General features: G+C 66.6%; 13 protein-coding genes and 1 pseudogene. 3 read left to right on the top strand and 11 right to left on the bottom strand.

Annotated elements, in window-relative coordinates:
* Positions 1–2: 2 nt before the first annotated feature.
* From ACGFNJ_RS19740 to ACGFNJ_RS19730, 3 genes are all read right to left on the bottom strand, one after another.
* Entirely contained in the window at positions 3–1,367 is a 1,365-nt protein-coding gene (locus tag ACGFNJ_RS19740) for an NtaA/DmoA family FMN-dependent monooxygenase (RefSeq protein WP_393449732.1), read from the bottom strand.
* Positions 1,368–1,380: 13 nt separating this feature from the next.
* Entirely contained in the window at positions 1,381–2,430 is a 1,050-nt protein-coding gene (locus ACGFNJ_RS19735; RefSeq protein ID WP_393449729.1) for an LLM class flavin-dependent oxidoreductase, read from the bottom strand.
* A gap of 207 nt (positions 2,431–2,637) precedes the next feature.
* Complete coding sequence (locus ACGFNJ_RS19730) at positions 2,638–4,089, bottom strand: MFS transporter (protein WP_393449726.1); 1,452 nt, start codon at positions 4,087–4,089, stop codon at positions 2,638–2,640.
* A 223-nt stretch (positions 4,090–4,312) separates the two neighbouring features.
* Here ACGFNJ_RS19730 and car point away from each other — a divergent pair, with 223 nt between their 5' ends.
* Positions 4,313–7,822: a carboxylic acid reductase gene (car, locus tag ACGFNJ_RS19725; RefSeq protein ID WP_393449723.1), complete on the top strand. Its 3,510-nt coding sequence runs from the start codon at positions 4,313–4,315 to the stop codon at positions 7,820–7,822.
* A 46-nt stretch (positions 7,823–7,868) separates the two neighbouring features.
* On the opposite strand, the gene ACGFNJ_RS19720 is transcribed toward car, so the two are convergent.
* Positions 7,869–9,059, bottom strand: coding sequence for a glycosyltransferase 87 family protein (locus ACGFNJ_RS19720; RefSeq protein WP_393449720.1), 1,191 nt, complete (start codon positions 9,057–9,059; stop codon positions 7,869–7,871).
* 280 nt (positions 9,060–9,339) lie between these two features.
* On the opposite strand from ACGFNJ_RS19720, the gene ACGFNJ_RS19715 reads away from it, so the two are divergent.
* Positions 9,340–10,248 (top strand): helix-turn-helix transcriptional regulator, encoded by a 909-nt coding sequence (locus ACGFNJ_RS19715; protein WP_393449717.1) that lies wholly within the window; start codon positions 9,340–9,342, stop codon positions 10,246–10,248.
* Positions 10,249–10,254: 6 nt separating this feature from the next.
* Here the strand turns inward: ACGFNJ_RS19715 and ACGFNJ_RS19710 are convergent, their stop codons facing one another.
* Together ACGFNJ_RS19710 and ACGFNJ_RS19705 are read right to left on the bottom strand one after the other, a co-directional pair.
* The gene (locus ACGFNJ_RS19710) at positions 10,255–11,976 is read right to left on the bottom strand and encodes an FAD-dependent oxidoreductase (RefSeq protein WP_393449714.1); all 1,722 of its coding nucleotides are present in this window, start codon (positions 11,974–11,976) and stop codon (positions 10,255–10,257) included.
* A gap of 111 nt (positions 11,977–12,087) precedes the next feature.
* Positions 12,088–13,017, bottom strand: coding sequence for an NAD-dependent epimerase/dehydratase family protein (locus tag ACGFNJ_RS19705; protein WP_393449711.1), 930 nt, complete (start codon positions 13,015–13,017; stop codon positions 12,088–12,090).
* A 167-nt stretch (positions 13,018–13,184) separates the two neighbouring features.
* On the opposite strand from ACGFNJ_RS19705, the gene ACGFNJ_RS19700 reads away from it, so the two are divergent.
* Positions 13,185–13,883 (top strand): TetR/AcrR family transcriptional regulator, encoded by a 699-nt coding sequence (locus tag ACGFNJ_RS19700; RefSeq protein WP_393449708.1) that lies wholly within the window; start codon positions 13,185–13,187, stop codon positions 13,881–13,883.
* A 21-nt stretch (positions 13,884–13,904) separates the two neighbouring features.
* Here ACGFNJ_RS19700 and ACGFNJ_RS19695 read toward each other — a convergent pair whose 3' ends face one another.
* The 5 genes and pseudogenes from ACGFNJ_RS19695 to ACGFNJ_RS19675 all read right to left on the bottom strand — a co-directional run bounded on the left by ACGFNJ_RS19695 (position 13,905) and on the right by ACGFNJ_RS19675 (position 19,978).
* Positions 13,905–14,123 carry a hypothetical protein gene (locus ACGFNJ_RS19695; protein ID WP_393449705.1) on the bottom strand — a complete coding sequence of 73 codons (219 nt, stop codon included), beginning with the start codon at positions 14,121–14,123 and terminating at the stop codon, positions 13,905–13,907.
* Between the two features lie 7 nt (positions 14,124–14,130).
* Positions 14,131–15,477, bottom strand: coding sequence for a family 1 glycosylhydrolase (locus ACGFNJ_RS19690; RefSeq protein WP_393449702.1), 1,347 nt, complete (start codon positions 15,475–15,477; stop codon positions 14,131–14,133).
* Between the two features lie 416 nt (positions 15,478–15,893).
* The gene (locus ACGFNJ_RS19685) at positions 15,894–16,826 is read right to left on the bottom strand and encodes a TIGR03621 family F420-dependent LLM class oxidoreductase (protein WP_393449699.1); all 933 of its coding nucleotides are present in this window, start codon (positions 16,824–16,826) and stop codon (positions 15,894–15,896) included.
* A gap of 97 nt (positions 16,827–16,923) precedes the next feature.
* A pseudogene (locus tag ACGFNJ_RS19680) lies at positions 16,924–19,206 on the bottom strand (MMPL family transporter); the annotation flags it as partial.
* A 184-nt stretch (positions 19,207–19,390) separates the two neighbouring features.
* Positions 19,391–19,978 carry a nitroreductase/quinone reductase family protein gene (locus ACGFNJ_RS19675; RefSeq protein ID WP_393449696.1) on the bottom strand — a complete coding sequence of 196 codons (588 nt, stop codon included), beginning with the start codon at positions 19,976–19,978 and terminating at the stop codon, positions 19,391–19,393.
* Positions 19,979–20,071: the final 93 nt, after the last annotated feature.

Below are 20,071 nucleotides of genomic sequence, written 5' to 3'. Positions count from 1 at the left end.
AATCAGCTTCGGCGCGTGAGCGGCTCGCGGAGCCCGAGGTGCGCGCGGAGCGTGGTGCCGGTGTATTCGGTGCGGTAGACGCCCCGTTCCTGGAGTTCGGGGACGAGCCAATCGACGATCTCGTCGAGGCCGCTCGGGACGAGGTAGGGCGAGATGTTGAACCCGTCCACGGCGCCGTGCCGCACCCAGCGCGCCAGTTCGTCGGCCACCTGGGCGGGAGTGCCCGCGAACCCGGACCGCTCGGTGGTGGCGATGACGACCTCGCGCAGCGAGAGATTCTCGGCCTCCGCGCGGGCTCGCCACGCGCGGGCGATGCTTTGCGGATCCTGACCGTGGCGCGGTGAACCACGCGTCTCGGAGATCGGCTTGGCTACCGGATCCTCTTTCGGCAGTGGGCCGTCCGGGTCGAGATGGGACAGGTCGCGGCCCCACACCTGACCGGCCAGCGACAGCGCGGTCTGGCCGGTGTACTGGCCGTCCTTGACCCAGCGCACCTTCTCCTCGACCTCGGATTCCTTCTCCGCCAACACGATCTGGGTGCCGGGCAGGATCTTGATGTCGTCGTCGGGTCGGCCCGCGGCACGCAGGCGGGCGCGGATGTCGTCGGCGAAGGCGAGCGCGTCGTCGAAATGTGTTCCGTGCCTGGAGAAGATGACGTCGGCGTGCGCGGCGGCGAAGTCGCGGCCGGTGGGGGAGTCGCCCGCCTGGAAGATCACGGGGTGGCCCTGCGGGCTGCGCGGCAGCGTGGGCGTGATGGCCACGTCGAAGTGCGCGTTCGACCGTTCGACCGGGCGCACCGCGTCCTCGGCCGCCCACGACGGACTCTGCTGCGAGGTGGCGATGGCGCCGTCGCGCCACGAATCCCAGATCGCTCGCGCGGTGGCCAGGAACTCCCCTGCCCGCTCGTAGCGCAGCGCATGATCGAGATAGCCGCCGCGCCGGAAGTTTTCACCGGTCCACGCGTTGTCGGTGGTGACGGCGTTCCAGCCGGCGCGACCGCCGGAGAGCAGGTCGAGCCCGCTGAGTCGGCGGGCCAGATCGGCGGGTTCGTTGTAGGTGGTGTTCTGGGTGGCGACCAGGCCGATGTGTCTGGTGATGCCCGCCAGCGCGGCGAGTTGGGCGATCGCGTCGGGCCTGCCCGCGATGTCCTGTTCGAGGATCTTGCCGTCCTGTTCGCGCAGCCGCAGTCCCTCGCCGAGGAAGAACGCGTCGAACAGCCCGCGCTCGGCGGTCTGCACAAGGCGGCGGAAGGTCTCGAAGTCGATCTGCGAGCCGCTGGCCGGGTCGGACCAGACGGTGGTGTGGTTGACGCCCTGGAAAAACACGCCGAAATGCACGTGGGCATCCGGCCGCTCGGGGACTGTCATCGTGGTGCTCCTGTCAGTGCGTCGCGGCGTAACGGTTGGCGGGGCGAGCGAGGCCGAGGTTCGCGCGCAGTGTCGAGCCGGGCACCGGGCGATGGGCAACGCCCGAGCGCAGCAATGCGGGCAGCACCTCGCGGGCGAGCACGGGCAGGTCCTCGTCGATGACCGCTGGGTGCAGCCGGACGCCGTCCAGATGCGCGCTGAGGTGGGTCAAGAGGTCGACCAGTGCCGCCGCGGAACCGGAAAAGGCAAGCCGGGCCGGGGAATTGGAGGGCGCGGCGCCGAGACGCTCGGCGGCGGTTGCGCCGGGCGTGTCGAGCGTGACATCGATTTCGGCGAAAGCCAGCGGAGCCCCGACGGAGCGGGCTCGCTCCGCCTGTTCGATGGCCGCGGCGACCGAATCGGCCGCGACGAGCCGGACGTCGACACCGCCGTCCACGCCGAACACCACCGGCTGGCCCTGCGGCGGACGCGGCACGATGGCAGGACCCTTCACAGAGAAGCTCTCGCCACGAAAGTCGATGTAGTGCAGCTTGTTCCGATCCAGGAAACGCCCGTTGGGGTAGTCGCGGATCACCGCGTCGTCCTCCCACGAGTCCCAGAGGCGGCGAGCCACCTCGAGCGAATCACGCTGTTCCCTGGTGAGTTCGACCGCGCCGGTGACGGGTTCGCGCCCCCAGGCGGCCGCCGCGCGCGGGTCATCGATGCGTTCGGCGATCCACCCGGCCCTGCCGCGTGACGTGTAGTCCAACGTCGCGATCTGTGACGAGGTGTGGAACGGTTCGGCGTAGGTGGTGGCGACCGTCGGGACCAGGCCGATGGTGCTTGTCGTCGCGGCGACGAACGAGGCCCTGGTCACCGCGTCGATCCGGCCGGCAACCTGCTCCGGCGGCAGGATCGAGTCGGCGAAGGTGACCAGCGTGAACCCCGCGTTCTCCGCGGCCGCGACCCTGGTGCGCAGCGTGTCGCCGGTGAGCAGCCGGTCCGGCGCGTGCGCGGCGCGCCGCCAGGCCTCGGGGTGGAAGCCTTCGCCGTCGAGTTCGATACCGAGCGCGAAAACGCCCATCCGACACCTTCTTCCGTGCTGCGATCGAGACCTGTTCGCCCGACTGACTTTTGGGCACCTCGCTGTGCGAACTGTCGAAGCAGTCCTCCTCGAGCATGCTGCGCGGCGCGGCGCAGCGCGATGGTTTGCGTCGGCGTGATTCGAAGCCCGGAATGCACGAATCCCGGGTCGGCGCAGTGCGCGAACCCGGGATCGACGTCCGAACCGCTAGCGTGCGGCGCGGACCGAGAGCGCCGCGGCGACCAGGAGGGTCACGCCTTCCGCGATGCCGGTGACGCCGAGCGCGTTGGCCGCCGACAGCGTCGTCGCGCCTGCCAGCCCGAGGAACAGCGCCCCGAACGCGGCGATGCCGACCACGATGCCGAGCTGCACGTTGGTCACCATGATGCCGCTGGCATCCGCGGCAAGCTGGGACGGCACCTTCGCCAATGTCCGGGTCATCAACGGACTGAACGCGAGTCCGTTGCCGACACCGCAGACGCCGAGGAGCACCAGCACCACCGGTCCGACATCGGCGCCATCGCGCAGCAGCGCGCCTGCCGAAGCCATGCCCGCGGCGCCGAGCACCAACCCGAGCGGAATCATGCTGGGGTGCCACCGATTCGGGATGCGCTCCCAGTTGAGGCTGGCGAGCGCGAACATCGTGCCCATCGGGAGGAAGACCAGTCCCGCACGGATGGCGCTGTAGCCGAGCGTGCTCTGCAGGTGGATGGCCATCACGAACATCCAGCCGCCGAACGTCGACATGGTCACGAACAGCGTCGCCGCCGCGAGCAGCAGCCCCGGCGCCGCGAGCACCCGGTGCGAGAACAGGGGTTCGCCCTCGCGTGCTGCCACCGCCCGCTCGATCACCACGAACGCCGCGAACGCAACCACGCAGGCGCCCAACGAGATCCAGGACCACAGCGGCCAGCTCATCTCGCGGCCGAGCACCAGCGGCAGGACCAGCGTCAGCACCGCCACGGTCAGTACGGCGAGCCCGGCCAGGTCGAGCTTGCGATCGAAACGCTGGGTCGCCGTCGGCAGGATGCGTGGCGCAAGCACAAGCAGCACCAGTCCGATCGGCACGTTCACCAGGAACACCCCGCGCCAGCTGCTGCCCCACAGGTCGGCGTTGACGATGAGCCCGCCGAGCACCTGGCCCGCGACTATGCCGCCGGACAGGATCGCGGAGTACACGCTGAGCGCCTTGGCGCGCGCGTTGCCGGTGAAGTTCCGCTGGATCAGCGTCATGACCTGCGGCACCATCGCCGCGGCTCCGACACCCTGGGCAAACCGAAACACGATGAGCGACACTTCATTCCACGCCAGCCCGCAGGCCAGCGAGGCGATGGTGAACAGCGCGAGCCCGGCGATGAACATCCGCCGCTGGGTGAATCGATCGCCCAGCCGGGCGCCGGTGACCAGCAGGACGGCGTAGGCGATGACATAGCCGGCGACGATCAGCTGCAAGCCTGCGCCGGAGGTATGCAAGGACTGGCGAATGGACGGAATCGCGACATTGACAATGGAGGCATCCAGCACCGACATGAATTGTCCGGTCAGGATGACCGCGAGGATGGCCAGCGTGCGCCGCGCACCGTACGCGGCGGGTGGAGCTGCCGGTGGCGCGGCAACCGTCGGGGCGGCGGCCGAATCCGGCGACAAGATCTGCGTCATGGAGTTGATCGTGCGCGCACGGCGACACCGGTAACAGGAGCCCAATAAAACTGGTACCGACAGCACCCGGATAGGCGCAATTGTCCGCATTATTGCCTGAGAATGTGGCGGAGACCACTGATTTTGCCGCTCGTCCAGCATCTTTCCGGAAATGTTTAGGTAGGCTAATCTGTTTTACGAGCTGCAGGGCTTTTCTACTTTGCAGACCAAAGGGAGTTTTGCGATGGCGCTCGAATCGAGGGACGAACGGCAAAGGCTGCGCCTCACGCGCCTGCTGACGGACGACGGGCAAATCAGAGCAGCGAAGCCGCTCGACTCCGTCGCCGCGGCGATGCGGGAGCCGGGCCTGCGACTGGCGCAGGTCGTGTCCACCGTGCTGGAGGGCTACGCCGATCGCCCGGCTGTGGGACAGCGCGCCTTCGACGTGGTCGCCGACGATACGACGGGACGCAAGTCCGTGCGCCTGTTGCCCGAGTACGAGACCGTGAGCTACGGCGAACTGTGGCAGCGGGTCGGCGCGCTCGCCTCGGCATGGCATTATGATGCCGAAAAGCCTTTGCGCGCAGGCGAGTTCGTCGCCATTCTCGGGTTCACCAGCGTCGACTACGCCACAGTTGACCTGGCCGACATGGTGCTCGGCCTGGTCACCGTGCCGCTGCAGGCCAGTGCGTCGGTGCCGCAGCTGAGCGCGATCGTCGCCGAGACGGCGCCACGCGTGCTCGCCACGACACCGGAGCATCTGACGACCGCCGTCGACATGCTGCTGGCGGGAGCCTCGCCCGACCGCCTGGTGGTGTTCGACTACCACCCCGAGGACGACGATCAGCGCGAAACCTTCGAAGCTGCGGGGCGACGCCTTGCCGACGAGGGTAGTTCGGTGACCATCGAAACCCTCGACGCGGTGCGCGAGCGGGGTAGCACGCTGGCCCCCGCGCCGCTGTTCGTTCCCGAACCCGACGATGACCCGCTCGCGCTGCTTATCTACACCTCGGGCAGTACGGGCACGCCCAAGGGCGCCATGTACACCGAGCGCCTGGTGGTTTCGATGTGGCTCAACGCGCCGCTGCAGACCGTCGCCATCAATGTCAACTACATGCCGATGAGCCACATCGCCGGACGCGTCTCGCTGTTGGGCGTGCTCGCTCGCGGCGGCACGTCGTATTTCGCGGCCAAGAGCGACATGTCGACGCTGTTCCAAGACATCGCCCTCGTGCGGCCGACCGAACTGTTCTTCGTTCCGCGCGTGTGCGACATGATCTTTCAGCGCTACCAGAGTGAGATGACCCGGCGCTCCGGTGCCGGCGTAGACCGGGACGCACTCGACGAAGAAGTGAAAGCCGAACTGCGGGAACACCTCTTGGGTGGCCGCTTCCTCGGCGTGCTCGTCGGCAGCGCGCCGATTGCCGCCGAGATGAAGACCTTCATCGAGTCCGTCGTCGACATGACGCTGCACGACGGCTACGGCTCGACCGAGGCGGGACCCGGCATCGTGCTCGACAACCGGATGCAGCGGCCGCCGGTCATCGACTACAAGCTGGTCGATGTCCCTGAGCTCGGCTACTTCCGCACCGACAAGCCGTACCCGCGCGGTGAGCTGCTGGTGAAGTCGTCCACCATGATTCCCGGGTATTACCGGCGCCCGGAGGTGACCGCCGAGGTATTCGACGCGGACGGCTTCTACAAGACTGGCGATATCGTCGCCGAGCTCGGGCCCGATGAGGTGCAGTACGTCGACCGGCGCAACAACGTCGTGAAACTGTCGCAAGGTGAGTTCGTCACCGTCGCGCATCTGGAGGCGGTGTTCGCCAGTAGCCCGCTGGTCCGGCAGATCTACCTCTATGGCAACAGCGCGCGTTCCTACCTGCTCGCGGTGATCGTGCCGACCGAGGACGCACTACGCGGCGGCAACCTGGTTGCGTTGAAAACGGCGCTGTCGGAATCCATTCAGCAAATTGCCAAGGATGCCGAGCTGCATCCGTACGAGATTCCGCGCGACTTCGTGATCGAGACCGAGCCGTTCACCGTCGAGAACGGGCTGCTGTCCGGTATCGCGAAGCTGTTGCGGCCCAAGCTGAAGGAACGCTACGGCGACCGCCTGGAACTGATGTACGCCGAGCACGCCAGCAGTCAAGCCGACGGCATGCTGGCTTTGTACAAGGAAGCTGCCGAGCGGCCGGTCCTCGAAACGGTCTGTCGCGCAGCACGAGCGATGCTCGGGCTCGCGGCGGACGAGCTGCGCCCCGATATGCAGTTCACCGACCTCGGCGGCGACTCCTTGTCCGCGCTGGCATATTCGAATCTGCTGCACGAGCTCTTCGGCGTCGAGGTGCCGGTCGGTGTGGTCATCAGCCCGGCAAACGACCTGCGCGATCTCGCGAATTACATCGAGGCGGAACGGAATTCGGGCTCGAAACGGCCGAGCTTCACCTCGGTACACGGCACGGGAGCCGAGGTGAGGGCGGCAGACCTCACGCTTGACAAGTTCATCGATGCGCAGACGCTTGCGGCTGCGCCCGGCATTCCGCACGCGCCTGCTCGCGCACAGACGGTGCTGCTGACCGGCGCCAACGGCTACCTCGGACGCTTCCTGTGCCTGGAATGGCTGGAACGCCTTGCCGATTCGGGTGGCACAGTGATCTGTCTCGTGCGCGGCAGCGACGCGGCCGCGGCCCGTAAACGGCTCGATGCCGCGTTCGACAGTGGCGATCCGGCACTGGTCGAGCACTATCAGGAGCTGGCGGCCGATCACCTCGAGGTGCTGGCAGGCGATATCGGTGACCCGGATCTCGGGCTGGACGAGCGCACATGGCGGCGGCTCGCCGACACCGTCGACCTGATCGTGCATCCTGCGGCGTTGGTCAATCACCTGCTGCCGTACAGCCAGCTGTTCGGCCCGAATGTCGTTGGTACCGCGGAAATCATCCGCCTGGCCATCACCGGGCAGCGTAAGCCGGTCACCTACCTGTCCACGGTTGCCGTCGCGGCGCAGATCGACCCGGCGCGCTTCGAAGAGAACGCCGATGTCCGAGTGATGAGCGCGGTGCGCGTCGTCGGAGACAGCTATGCGAACGGCTACGGCAACAGCAAGTGGGCGGGGGAGGTGCTGCTCCGCGAGGCCAACGACCTGTGCGGCCTGCCGGTGGCGGTGTTCCGTTCGGACATGATCCTGGCGCACAGCAGGTACGCGGGTCAGCTCAATGTCCCCGACGTGTTCACCCGCCTGGTGCTGAGCCTGGTCGCCACCGGCATCGCGCCGTACTCCTTCTACCAAACCGACCCGGACGGAACTCGTCAGCGGGCCCATTACGACGGGCTCCCCGTGGATTTCGTCGCCGAATCGATCGCCACCCTCGGCGCGCAAGCCACGGAGGGCTTCCGGACCTACGACGTGCTGAACCCGCACGACGACGACATCTCGCTCGACACCTTCGTCGACTGGCTCATCGAGTCCGGGCATCCGATCCAGCGGATCGCCGACTACGCCGAGTGGTTCCGTCGTTTCGAGACTGCGATCCGCGCGCTTCCGGAAAAGCAACGCCAGGCCTCGGTGCTGCCGTTGCTGGATGCCTACCGCTACGTGCGCCCGGCCGTCGCGGGCGCACTGATGCCTGCCGAAAAGTACGCGGCGGCGGTGCGGGACGCGAATATCGGCCCCGAGCACGACATTCCGCACCTGACTGCGGCGCTGATCGACAAGTACGTGAGTGATCTGCAACTGCTGCAACTGCTCTGAGTAATCGTCAGGGAGTGGCCACGGTCTTCGCGCCGTGGCCACTCTGTCACGCCGCCGCTGGCACGTCCTCGGGGACCTCGCGACAGTCGCTGCGGAGCCGCATCAGCAGCGCGCTCGCCACGGCGAGCACCACGGCATAGATAATGACGAAGCTGTTGATCAGCACCTGGGCGAACGGCCACCACGGTGGAAACAGGAACAGCCCGACGACAACGTAATTCGGGTCGTACTCCCACGTCCACGCGCCGATGGCGGCCCAGAGCACTGCGGCGACGAGCCACCACTGCCACCGCGTCTGCGCGTGATGTACCAGGTAGACGAGCAGCGGGACGAACCACACCCAGTGGTGATCCCAGGAGAACGGCGACACCGCGCAGGCGGTGAGACCGGCGAGCGTCACGGCAAGCAGCCGTTCGCCCCGCTGGTACAGCCCCGAGGCGACCCACAGGCCTGCGACGGCGACCAGGCCCGCGATGAGCAGCCACAGCCACACGGGCGCGGGTTTGTGCGTCAGGTGCGCGATCGCGCCCCGCAGCGACTGGTTCGACGGATGCGTATCGTCGCCGATCCGAGTGGACTGGAAGAACGTCGAAGTCCAGTACTTGCGCGAGTCCACGGGCAGCACGAGCCAGGCGAGGACGACGGACGCGACGAAGACCACCGCGGCCGTGCACGCCGCCCGCCATTGCCGCAGGAAGACGAACTGCGCGATGAAGAAGGCGGGAACGAGCTTGATGCCTGCGCCGAGGCCGACGCCGATGCCGCGGAGCGTGCTCCGGTCGGCGCGGGCGAAGTCCCACAGCACGAGCAGCATCAGCACCAGGTTGATCTGCCCGTAGAAGAGCGTGGTGCGGACCGGCTCGATGAACGCGCAGGTGCTCGCCAGCAGCGCGCTGACGACGGCGAGTCTGACGTTGACCCGGTAGCCGAGCAGTCGAAAGCTCAACAGGACGCACGCGAACAGCACCGTCAGGTTGAACACCATCCAGGTGTTGGTGACGTATGCCCATGGGATCAGGACGATCGGCAGGAACGCGATCGTCGAGAACGGTGTGTAGGTGTATAGCAGGCCCAATACGGTCGGTTCGTTGTAGAGCGGTTCACCGTGCAGGATGCGCCAGGCGCCATCGCGATACACGTGCACGTCGAGCCCGCCTGCCAGGAACCCGGCGCGGTCCAACCACGGGTCGACCGTGGTGAACAGCAGGATCACTGCCAGTACAGCGCTTGCGGTCAAGATGAAAAGCGTTGGGCCCGTGCGTGGAAAGTCCAGCTGCCGGGATTTGCGCACAAGTGATCAACATACCGAATAACTGGTTCGGAGCATGCCCCGAGGGTTGGGGGCACCAGGCGCGGTCCCTGAATCATGGCCGCTATCAGGCGTTTTTCAGTCCGAGCGCACTGTCGCGACCCGGCGCGTCGGCCCAGGGCCAGTCGAGTCGGTGCGCCGGGTACAGACCTAAAACGGGTAGTGGCAGTACCTGGATACCGCTAGCGGTATCGGGCACGATCATGAGATGACCGATGTGCTGGATGTGCGGGCGGTGCGCAAGGCGCGCCGCGCGGAGTTGGGGGCCTTCCTGAAATCGCGGCGGGCGAAGATCTCGCCGGACGATGTCGGGCTGCCGCCGGGCCCACGGCGGCGTACGCCCGGCTTGCGGCGCGAGGAAGTCGCACAGCTGTCCGGTATCGGGATCACCTGGTACACCTGGCTCGAGCAGGGCCGCCCGATCAATGTCAGCGTCCAGGTGCTCGACGCGGTGGCACGGACGCTCGCGTTGGACGAGGCCGAGCGTGGGCATCTCTACCGGCTCGCCGAGGTGCCGACAGTGCCTGCGCCGCACGCGAACAGCGCGCTGCCCGAAGAGTTGCAGATCATCCTCGATCACCTGGAACCGCTGCCCGCGGCGGTGCTGAGCGCGCGATACGACGTGCTGGCGTACAACGTGCCGTATCAGTCGCTGTGCCCGGCGTTCCTGGCCGACGAGCGCAATGTGGCGCGACGGGTGTTCCTCATGCCGGAGTGCTGCAACACCTACAAGCACAGCTGGGACGACCTGCGCCGGATGGTCGCCTACCTGCGCGGGGCGTACGCGAAGAACCTCGACGATCCGAGCTGGCAGCAGTTCATCGACGAATTGTGTTCCGAGAGTGCGGACTTCGCCGCGCTGTGGGCGCGCAACGATGTCGCGGTGCCTGCCAGCCGGGTGAAGACCCTGCGCCATCTCGCCATCGGTGACTTGGAAATGTACGTCACCAGCATGTCGCTGCCCGTCGTCGCGGGTGCGTGGGTGCAGATCTACACGCCGACCGACGAAACCCAATGGGCCAAGCTCAGGGAACTCCTCTCCATGAGCCGCGAACAACGGCAGGCGGCCTGGATCGATCACCGGGAAACGCACCACCCGGAGGCCGCGGCGGTGTGACGGTGCTCAGCCCGCAGCGGGCGTCTCCCTGATCTCCACGATCGGAAGCACGAGCGCCGCAGGCGAACTCGCGGGCACCATCGGCTCGGCCGGTGCCACCGGCGCGATCCGCTGATAGCTCGCGCCGAGCTCGGGCCTGGTATCCACCTCGCCTTTGTTCGGCCAGAACGCGGCGGCGCGCTCGGCCTGGGCGGTGATGGTCAGCGACGGGTTCACGCCGAGGTTCGCCGACACCGCCGCACCGTCGACGACGCTGAGTGTGGGATAGCCGAAAACGCGGTGGTAGCCATCGATTACGCCGTGCTCTGGGTCGGCGCCGATCACTGCGCCACCGAGGAAGTGCGCGGTGAGCGGGATATTGAAGATCTCACCCCAGCTGCCGCCCGCGATACCGCCGATCTTGGTGGCCACCCGCCGCGTCACGTCGTTGCCGACCGGGATCCAGGTCGGATTCGGTTCGCCGTGGCCCTGTTTGGAGGTCAGCTTGCGGCCGAAGACCCCACGCTTGGTGTAGGTGGTGATCGAATTGTCGAGGTGCTGCATGACCAGCGAGATGATGGTGCGCTCGCTCCAGTCCTTGGTGCTCATGAAGCGGAACAGATCCATCGGGCGGCGCAGCACGAGGCCGAGGAACCGCAGCCAGCGCGGAATCCGTCCGCCGCCGTCCACCATCAGCGTCTGCAGCAGGCCCATGGCGTTGGAGCCCTTGCCGTAGCGGACCGGCTCGATGTGGGTGTCCGGGGTGGGGTGGATGGACGAGGTGATCGCGACGCCCTTGGTGAAATCGACACCGGGCGTGACCTTTTGGGTTGCCGCGCCGACGATCGATTCGGAGTTGGTTCGGGTCAGCTGGCCGAGCTTGGGCGAAAGGTTCGGCAGTGCGCCCTTGTCGCGCATGGCGAACAACAGCTGCTGGGTGCCCCGGGTGCCTGCGGCGAGCACGACATGCGCGGCGGTGTACGTCTGCGGACGCTTGCGCACCCACGCACCGGTGCGCGCGGTGGACACGTCCCATGTGCCGTCCGGGTGTGGCCGGAAGTCGGTCACCGTCGTCATCGGAATGACCTGTGCGCCTGCCTTTTCCGCGAGGTAGAGGTAGTTCTTCACCAGCGTGTTCTTGGCGCCGAACTTGCAGCCGACCATGCAGTCGCCGCATTCGAGGCAGCCGGTGCGCTCGGGACCGACACCGCCGAAGTAGGGGTCTGGCACGGTCTTTCCCGGTTCGCCGAAGAACACGCCGACCGGTGTCTGGACGAACGTGTCGCCGACGCCGAGGTCGTCGGCGACCTGCTTGAACACCTCGTCGGCGGGCGTCATGTGCGGGTTGCGCACCACGCCCAGCATCCGTTGCGCGCGTTCGTAATACGGCGCGAGCTCGGCCTGCCAGTCGGTGATGTCGCGCCACTGCGCGTCGCGGAAGAACGGCTCCGGCGGCACGTACAGCGTGTTGGCGTAGTTCAGCGAGCCGCCGCCGACTCCGGCGCCGCCGAGGATGAGGACGTCGCGCAGCAAGTGGATGCGTTGGATGCCGTAGCAACCGAGCTTGGGCGCCCAGAGGAACTTCTTCAATTCCCAGCTGGTCTTGGGCAGCTCGTCGTCGGCGAATCGTTGACCGGCCTCGAGCACGCCGACCTTGTAGCCCTTCTCCACCAGCCGGAGGGCGCTCACGCTGCCGCCGAAGCCGGAGCCGACGATGAGTACGTCGAAATCGGTCGCCCGCTGGTCCATAGGGAACTCCTCGATTGCGTCGCCAGTGACTCCGCCAACACTACTACCGAGTAGGTTGTGCGCTGAACGAGGGCAACGCGGCGTGGTTTGTGCCCGCCGCCAACGTCGCCGTCAAGCCTGCGTGCGCCACCAAGCGGCAGTCGTCGCGACCGCTTCGTCGATCGGTGTCGGGTGCAGGCCGAGCTTGCGCTCGCTGTCGGTGGAGTCGAGCACGAGCGGCTGCGCGAGCTGGTGGCCGAGTTCGGCAAGCTCGCCGACGAGCTCGCTGGTCAGGCCGATGAGGCGCATCATCCAGATCGGAATCGCCGTGACCTTGGGCGTGGGCGCGCCTGCGGCCTGCGCGATGGCCGTCATCAGCCGGCGCTGGGTGAGCGCGGGCGCGGTCGGTGCGTGCAGCACGCTGTTCCATACGGACTTGTCGGCGGCCGCGCGGATCATCGCGGCGGCGAGGTCGGGGACGTAGGTGAACGCATGCGGGAGGTCGATCTTGCCGAAGGCGGTGACCCGCTTACCCGCGAGGATCGGCCTGATCGTCTGTTCACCCACGAGCGACGATCGGACGTAGGGCCCGAAGAAGTCGGCGGCGACCACGCTGACCGTCGGGGTTGCGTGTGCGGCACGGGCCTGCAGCAGTTGTTCGCGTACCGCGCCTTTGCCCGAACGGCCGGTGCGGGGCGAGGTTTCGGTCAGCGGGCCGTCGGTCGGGCCGTAGGAATACAGGCTCTCGGGGAAAACCACTACGGCGCCTGCCTTTCCGGCCTCGTCCATGACGGCCTGCTCGGCGCCGGGGAGTTCGGCGGCCCAGACTTTCGCCGAGTACTTGGAGCCGTGGATGCAGTGGAAGACCGCGACCGCACCGTCGAACTGGCCCGAAAGCTTTTCGGGCTGAGCGACATCCACGCTGCGCAGCGCGATGAGCGGGTGCGCGGGGCCGCGGCCGGAGCGGGTGAGGACCCGCACCTGCTTGCCCGATGCCGCCAACTGTTCGGCGATCGTGGTGCCGGCCGGTCCGGCGCCGGTGACGATGTACAGCTCAGACATGAGGGTCCTTCCGAAAGGGCGGGTTGTCGCCCGAGGTGAGAGGAAGCTTTCGCTTTGAGAGAGCAATGCTCTCTAATGTGTATGAGCATGGGGCACGGCCGGCCCGCGTGTCAAGAGCAGTGCTCACTGTTGTTGACAATGCTCTCTGGATATTGCACGGTAGGGCTATGCCGACGACTCCACGCGCCCGAGCGCGGGCCCAGACGATGAACGACATAGTCCGCATCGGCCGCGAGCATCTGGCCACCCAAGGCGCCGCGTCGTTGTCGCTGCGCGCGGTCGCGCGTGACCTCGGTGTGGTCTCGTCAGCGGTCTATCGATACGTCAGCAGCCGCGACGAACTGCTCACCCTGCTGGTGGTGGACGGATACAACGCGCTCGGCGACGAAGTCGATGCCGCACTCGCGACGGCACCCGACGATCCGATCGAGCAGTTGCGGGTGTTGTGCCGCACCGTGCGGCGCTGGGCGCATGCTGAGCCTTCGCGATATGGGTTGCTTTACGGCACACCGGTACCCGGCTACGACGCACCCGCCGACGAGACCACGACGGCGGGTATCAGGGTGATCGTCGCCATGCAGAACCTGTTCGCTCGCGCGTATGCGGCGGGTCAACTTGCGGCCCCGTCGCCTGAGCCGCACGTAACAGGTACTCTCGCAGCAGATTTCGCCCGGATCCGGGAGGAATTCCAGCTGGAACTGCCGGATTGGCTGTATGTCCGCGGGGTGACGTTCTGGGTCAGCGTGTTCGGCGCGGTGAGTGCGGATCTCTTCGACGTGTACGGTCCCGGCACGTTCAACGATCGCGATGAGTTGTTCGAGCATCAGCTCGACGGATTGCTGGAGATGCTGGGCTATCGGCGTTGAGTGCGCACCGCGCTTGGGGGTTCAGCAGGAGTCTTCGCTGCTCGATCGGTCGCCGAGGAAAGGCAGGAGGGCCGGGTCTGTTGACGTGAGGCGGTCGACCTCCTGGCCGCCGGTGCACTCATAGAGCCCGATCGTCACCCCGCCGGGACCGCGCGACAGGACCCGCCAGATCGCGCCCGAGTCCTGCCAACGCTGCAGAATCTCTGCGGTGCTGGGTGTTTCGCGCGGAGTGCCGGACATGATCGTGTCAGCGAGGGACGGCGACCGGGTCGGTGCAGCTGGCTGCCGCGTCGACGAGTGAGCACCATGCTGGTGCGCGGGTCGGCCGGTAACCGGGGGCGACGCCGCCGGCTCCGGTGATCGCGGTGTATGCGGCGACCGCGTCCGTCGGCTTGCGGGTCAGCGTGGGATCGGTCAGCGCGTCGACCGTGTAGAGACCGAAACGGGGTGCGTAGGAACCCCATTCGTAGTTGTCGGTGAGGCTCCAGTAGTTGTAGCCGATGACGTTCATCCCGTCGGCCTTGGCTCGTTGCAGCCAGTAGATCGTGTCGCGCAAGTTGTCGGCGCGGGAGTAGCCGTCCGCGCGCGGCAATCCGTTCTCCGTCGGCATGCCGTTCTCGACGATGTAGAGCGGGAGGGCGGGGTAGCGGCGGGCGTAGTTCTGCAGCGCGTAGTAAATGCCCTCCGGTTGCAGTGGTTGCCGCCAGAGTCGCTCGAAGTCCGGAAGCCCGCCGGTCAGCAGGGATTCGGGGGAGAGGCCGTAGTAGTAGTCGATGCCGATGTAGTCCAGCTTGCCTGCGAGCTTGTCGAGGAACGGCTTGTCGATCTGGTCGTCGCCCGCGGGGAGAAAGGCGACGTTGCTCGTGATCATCGCGCCGGGTTGCACGCCGTGGATGTAGTCGTAGATGCTGTTGTGCGCCTGCGCGATTCGATCCTGCATGGTGGGCGCCATGGCGGGGGAGAGGCCACCCTTGCGCAGTTCGTTCACGATGTAGAACAACGGCTCGTTGAAGGTGACCCACAACGGGTTTCGGGCGGCGTATCGATCCACTACCACGCGCGCATTGGCCAGCCAGTCTTCGACGATGCCCGGATTGGCCCAGCCGCCGCGATCGACCTCCCAGCCCGGATACACCCAGTGGTCGAGGGTCAGCATCGGGCGCATGCCCGCCGCGGTGATCGCGTCGATGACGTCGTCGTAGAACCGCAGGCCGGTCTCGTCCCACCCGCCGGGACTCCGCTGCAGCCGGGCCCATTCGATGCCGATGCGATAGACCTTGACCCCGAGCTGCGCCGCGAGTGCAATATCCGAGCGGTACCGGGCATGGAAGTCGATCGAATTGTCGTACGGTTCAGGGGTTTTCCCGCTCGCGGCGTAGCGCGACCAGTTGCTGTCCGGCGCGTCGCCCTCCGACTGGAATCCCGATGCGGCGACGCCCCAGAGGAAGTCCGGCCCCAGCGGCGCCACCTGCGCGGGCGGTTCCGGACGGGCCGCGGTGGTTGCCGTGGCGCCGAGGGTGCAGGCCGCAGAGGTCGCGGCCAGCATGGCGAGGAAGCGGTAGCGGCGGTGTGATCGCACAGAACGTGATCGCATCGAACTCCTGTCCACGGTGACCATCGGGCTCGTCAGGACGCGTACTGGGCTGTTGTCCCGGGTCAGCGTAGCTGGTCGAGTGCCCGACTCAGTCGACATTCGTTGGCGATCCGCCCAACCGCGTCCGGTTGTGGGGGAGCGGCTGTCTGGCGTGGGCGCCAAAGGATTTGGGGGAGAGGAGAAGTAGGGCCGGGTAGTTCGGGGGTAGCGGCGAGCGATGAACTGGTCCTTGCGTCATTCGATGACGTCAGAAGCAGGACGTATCACTCGAGAAAATACATTTGGATACGTAGATATGCGCATCTATATATGTAGTCACTTCACATTGAACCACCTCACCAATCACCTCACATGACAACCTCACGCCACAGCCCACCCACTAGCACAGAGGAGAGGGGTGGGCTGGGCGCTCGGTATCAAGACTCAGAGAGGGCGGCGAGGAGTTGAGCACCTGCCGCGCGGAATGGTGCGCGCATGACGAACCGGTCGAAGCCCCAGCGCTTTTGGTGCCCCCGCAGTTCGTCGACCAGTTCGTCGACGGTTCCGATCAACACGTACGGCGCCGCGAGCAACTCGGCGACGCCGGTGGTCGGGATGTCCTCGGCGAACCTGGCACACGCGGCTTCGGCATCGTCGGTGATCTCCACGTGCTGGACGAGCGCCTCGAAGGTGGGTGTCCGTCCGGCCTGTGCCGCGGCGGCGCGGACCAGCTCGACCTGCGCATCGACGTCCGCACGGCGCCAGCGGGTTTCGTGCTGGTGTCCGTCGGGCAGCGTCCGGCCGAGCCCGGAGAACCCGACGATGTCCGCGTTCGCCGCGGCATACCGGAGGACTCGGTTTCCGCTGCCGCCCACCAAGAGTGGGATCGGGTCCTGTACCGGGCGCGGTTTCGCCAGGAACGCGTCCTGCAGTCGCACATGCTCGCCGGCATAGGTCACGGTGTCGCCTGCGAGCAACCGCCGGGTGGTGTCGGCGACCTCGACCATCCGGTCCACCCGGGCCGCCGCCGACGGGTGCGCGCGGCCCTGCATGGTCCATTCGGCAGGGGTGTGACCCGCGCCGATTCCGAACACGGCGCGCCCGTGCGAGACGAGATCGAGGGTGGCCACCTCGCCGGCGAGCAGGAACGGTTCCCACATTCCGGCATTCACCACGTTGGTGCCGAGCCGGAGGGTTTCGGTGGCTGTCGCGGCGGCGGCGAGCGCGACGAACGGGGAGACGAACGACCCGGGATGGTCCGGGACCATCAGCGCATCGAACCCGTCTGCCTCGCAGCGGCGGGCGAACTCGGCCCAGGCATCCACCGCGACCACATCGGCGGCCATCGAGAACTTGATCGAATCGTTCATGTTCGACCTCCCTTCGAGCCGCCAACGCTAGTTCGCGCGGCCTAGCGGCGTAAGGGAGTCCGCTACAAGCAGATTCGGGTCACCGGTTGGCCTGTTCGGCGGTGATGATGGGGAGTTTGACGGTGACCGGATCGGTGATCGGCGTGGTCTCGACGAGGTCGGCCATGTTGAGTGTGGCGGGGTGTTCGTCGGCGAGGATGGGTTCGCTCATGCCGACCCGCTCGTGCAGGCGCTTCATCCACGCGGGCGCCCACCAGGAGTCGTCGCCGAGCAGCTTCATCACGGCGGGGACCAGGAGCATGCGCAGGATGGTGGCGTCGATGAACAGCGCGGCGATCATGCCGTAGGCGACGTACTGCATCATCACCAGGTCGGAGAAGGCGAACGCGCCGGTGACGACGAGCAGGATGAGCGCGGCCGCGGTGATGATGCGCCCGGTGTGCGCGGTGCCGATCCGGATGGCCTCGGTGGTTGTTGCGCCCTTGGCTCTGGCTTCGACCATGCGGGAGAGCAGGAAGACCTCGTAGTCGGTGGACAGGCCGTAGATGATCGCGATGATCAACACGAGGACCGGCGCCGAGATCGGTTGCGGGGTGAAGTTGAGCAGCCCGGCTCCGTGACCGTCGACGAAGATCCAGGTGAGGATGCCGAGCGTGGAGCCGAGCCCGAGTGCGCTCATCAACGCGGCCTTGATCGGCAGGACCAGGGACCCGAAGGTGAGGAACATCAGCAGGGTGGTGAGCAGGAGAACCACCACGACCATGAACGGAATGCGGCCCAGAAGTCCGTCGATGGAATCCTTTTGGATCGCGGGTTGGCCACCGACGAGCATCGTGACGTCGTCGGGGATGTCGATCGAGCGGAGGTAGTCGATGGTCAGGTTGGGGTTCTGGTCTTTGACGAGGGTGGCTTCCGAGCGGTAGACGCCTGCGATGTTCGGTGCCGGCTTCGGGATGGTGAACTCGCCCGGTTTGCCTTTGATCGCGCTGGCGAGTCCGGGTGCTTGATTCGCCTGTTTGAGAATGGCGCCGATGGCGGCGGTGTTCTCGGTGCGGAAGACCAATTGCACGGGATCGGATTTGCGCAACGGGAAGGTTTCGTCGAATTCCTGTTGGGCGTGCCTGGTTTCGTTGTCGGGCGGGAGGTAGGTCTCGCTGAAGCCGCCGAAGGCGATGTTCTTGATCGGAATGATCAACAGCAGCAGCAGGATGCAGATCGGGACGGCGATCCGCATCGGGTACTTCATCACCCAGCGGGTGGAGCGGCCCCAGAACCCTTCCTCGACTTGTTCGGCGGTCTTGGTTTTCCGGAATCGGGTGATGCCGAGCATGTCTACCCGCGGGCCGAGGATGCTCAGGATCGCGGGCAGGACGGTGATCGCGGTGAGTGCCGCGAGGGTGACGGTCGCGATGGAGCCGTATGCCATGGATCGCAGAAAGCCCTGCGGGAACAGGAGCATGCCGCCGAGGCTGGCGATGATCATGGCTGCCGAGAAGACGACGGTGCGGCCTGCGGTCATCACGGTGCGGCGCACGGCTGTTCTGGTGTCGTAGCCTTCGGCGAGTTCTTCGCGGAATCGGCTGACGATGAACAGGCCGTAGTCGATGGCGAGCCCTAGGCCGATCAGCGTGACGACGCTGGAGACGAACGAATTGACCTCGGTGAATTCGGTGATCGTTCGGACGATTCCGTTGGCGCCCAGAATGGTGAGTCCGCCCATCAACAGCGGTAGCGCCGCGGCGACGAGGCCGCCGAAGATGAAGAACAGCAGCACCGCGACGGCGGGCAGGGCCAGGATTTCCATCCGGTGCAGGTCGTCGTCGAGGGTGTCGTTGAGGGTGCCTGCGACGGGTTGGAGTCCGGCGACCTGGACATCGACGCCGAGTTCGGCGAGGCCGGGAACGGCGAAGACGCCCTTGACCTTCCGATAGTTGTTCACCATCTCGGTGTCGGTGTTGCCGCGGATGGCGATGGAGGCGAAGGCGCGGTTCTTGTCCGGCTTGCCGAAGACGCTCGGGTTCGATTGGCCGGTCTTTGTCGGCCAGAATGCCCCGTTGATCTTCTCGATGTGGTCCGGGTACTGCTCGGGCAGGCGGTTGAGGCTTTCGACGATCTTGGTGCTGCGCTCCGGGTCGTCGAGTTTCACGCCGGCGGGAAAGGTGTACAGCACGATGACGTCGGCGCTGTGTTCGCGGCCGAACGCCGCGTCTGCCAACCGTGCGGCCTTCGCCGATTCCGAGGTCGGATCGTCGAGACCGCTCGAGCTGAGGTGATCTTTCAGGTCGGCGCCGTACGCGCCGAGCGCCAGGAGCGCGGCCCCGAGAAGAGCGATGACCAGAAAGCGGAATCGATGGACCAGGTCTCCCCAACGCGCGAACATCAGGCGGCCCTTTGTAAGTGTCGGCTGCACGGTCGGTTGGGGAGCGGCCTGGCGGCACCGTTCAACAAGAGGCTGCATCCTTCCGGTTTGTCGCGCCGATCTGCGCGCTCTCCAACCTACCGGTGCAGCTGAGGAACTCCTGTGAATGCGGCTGCCGGAAAAAGTCGGGGCAGGGGGCGACGCCTCAGTGCGTCGCGAGTTCGATGACTATCGGATGTCCGGTGTCGAACCAATAGCGGTGCAGGTGTTGAATCTTGGCTCGGGTCGGGCGGCCGCGCAGATGGACCGCGCATTCGCCGTAGTCGAGCGGGACAACCGTTTCGCAGAGGATCGTACGCGCGATCACGAGTTCGGTCGAGTTGGTGATTTCGCGAGCAACGCCGTCGAATGTGCCGTCGGACAACCGGATTCGGATGTTGGGGTCGGCGAGGATGTTGAGTAGCCAGCCGGTGCGTGCGCCGGGACGTTTCATCGCGACGTGCGGCGGGAGCAGTTGGACGAGATAGGCCCGGTCGCCGCGGCGGATGGCGCGGACACATTTGGGTCGCGGCTTGCCCGTCTTGCGTCCGGTGGTGGTGATGATGCCGTAGCCCCTCGGCGTCTTGGCCAGGAATGCGGGGCGCATGAGGGCGCTGAGGATGCCGCCGGAGCGCACGGTGCGGATCAGCAGCGTGTGCGTGCGGGCTTCGGTTTCGGCGGCGAGACGGAGGTCGCGCCGTCGGGCGCTGTCCGGTGGCTCGGGTGCGGGTGGGCCGGTTGTCGAATCCCCCATGGGGCCATCATCCGGCACCTGCCTCGGGTTCGGGTCGATTTCGGCGGTGTGCACGGCGGTCTGGACGCCGGATCGTTGTGTGCGACAGCGTCG

The organism is Nocardia sp. NPDC049149 (assembly GCF_043197455.1).
In the GTDB taxonomy this organism is placed as follows: Bacteria; Actinomycetota; Actinomycetes; order Mycobacteriales; family Mycobacteriaceae; genus Nocardia.
This window is presented reverse-complemented; position numbering and strand designations above follow the sequence as displayed.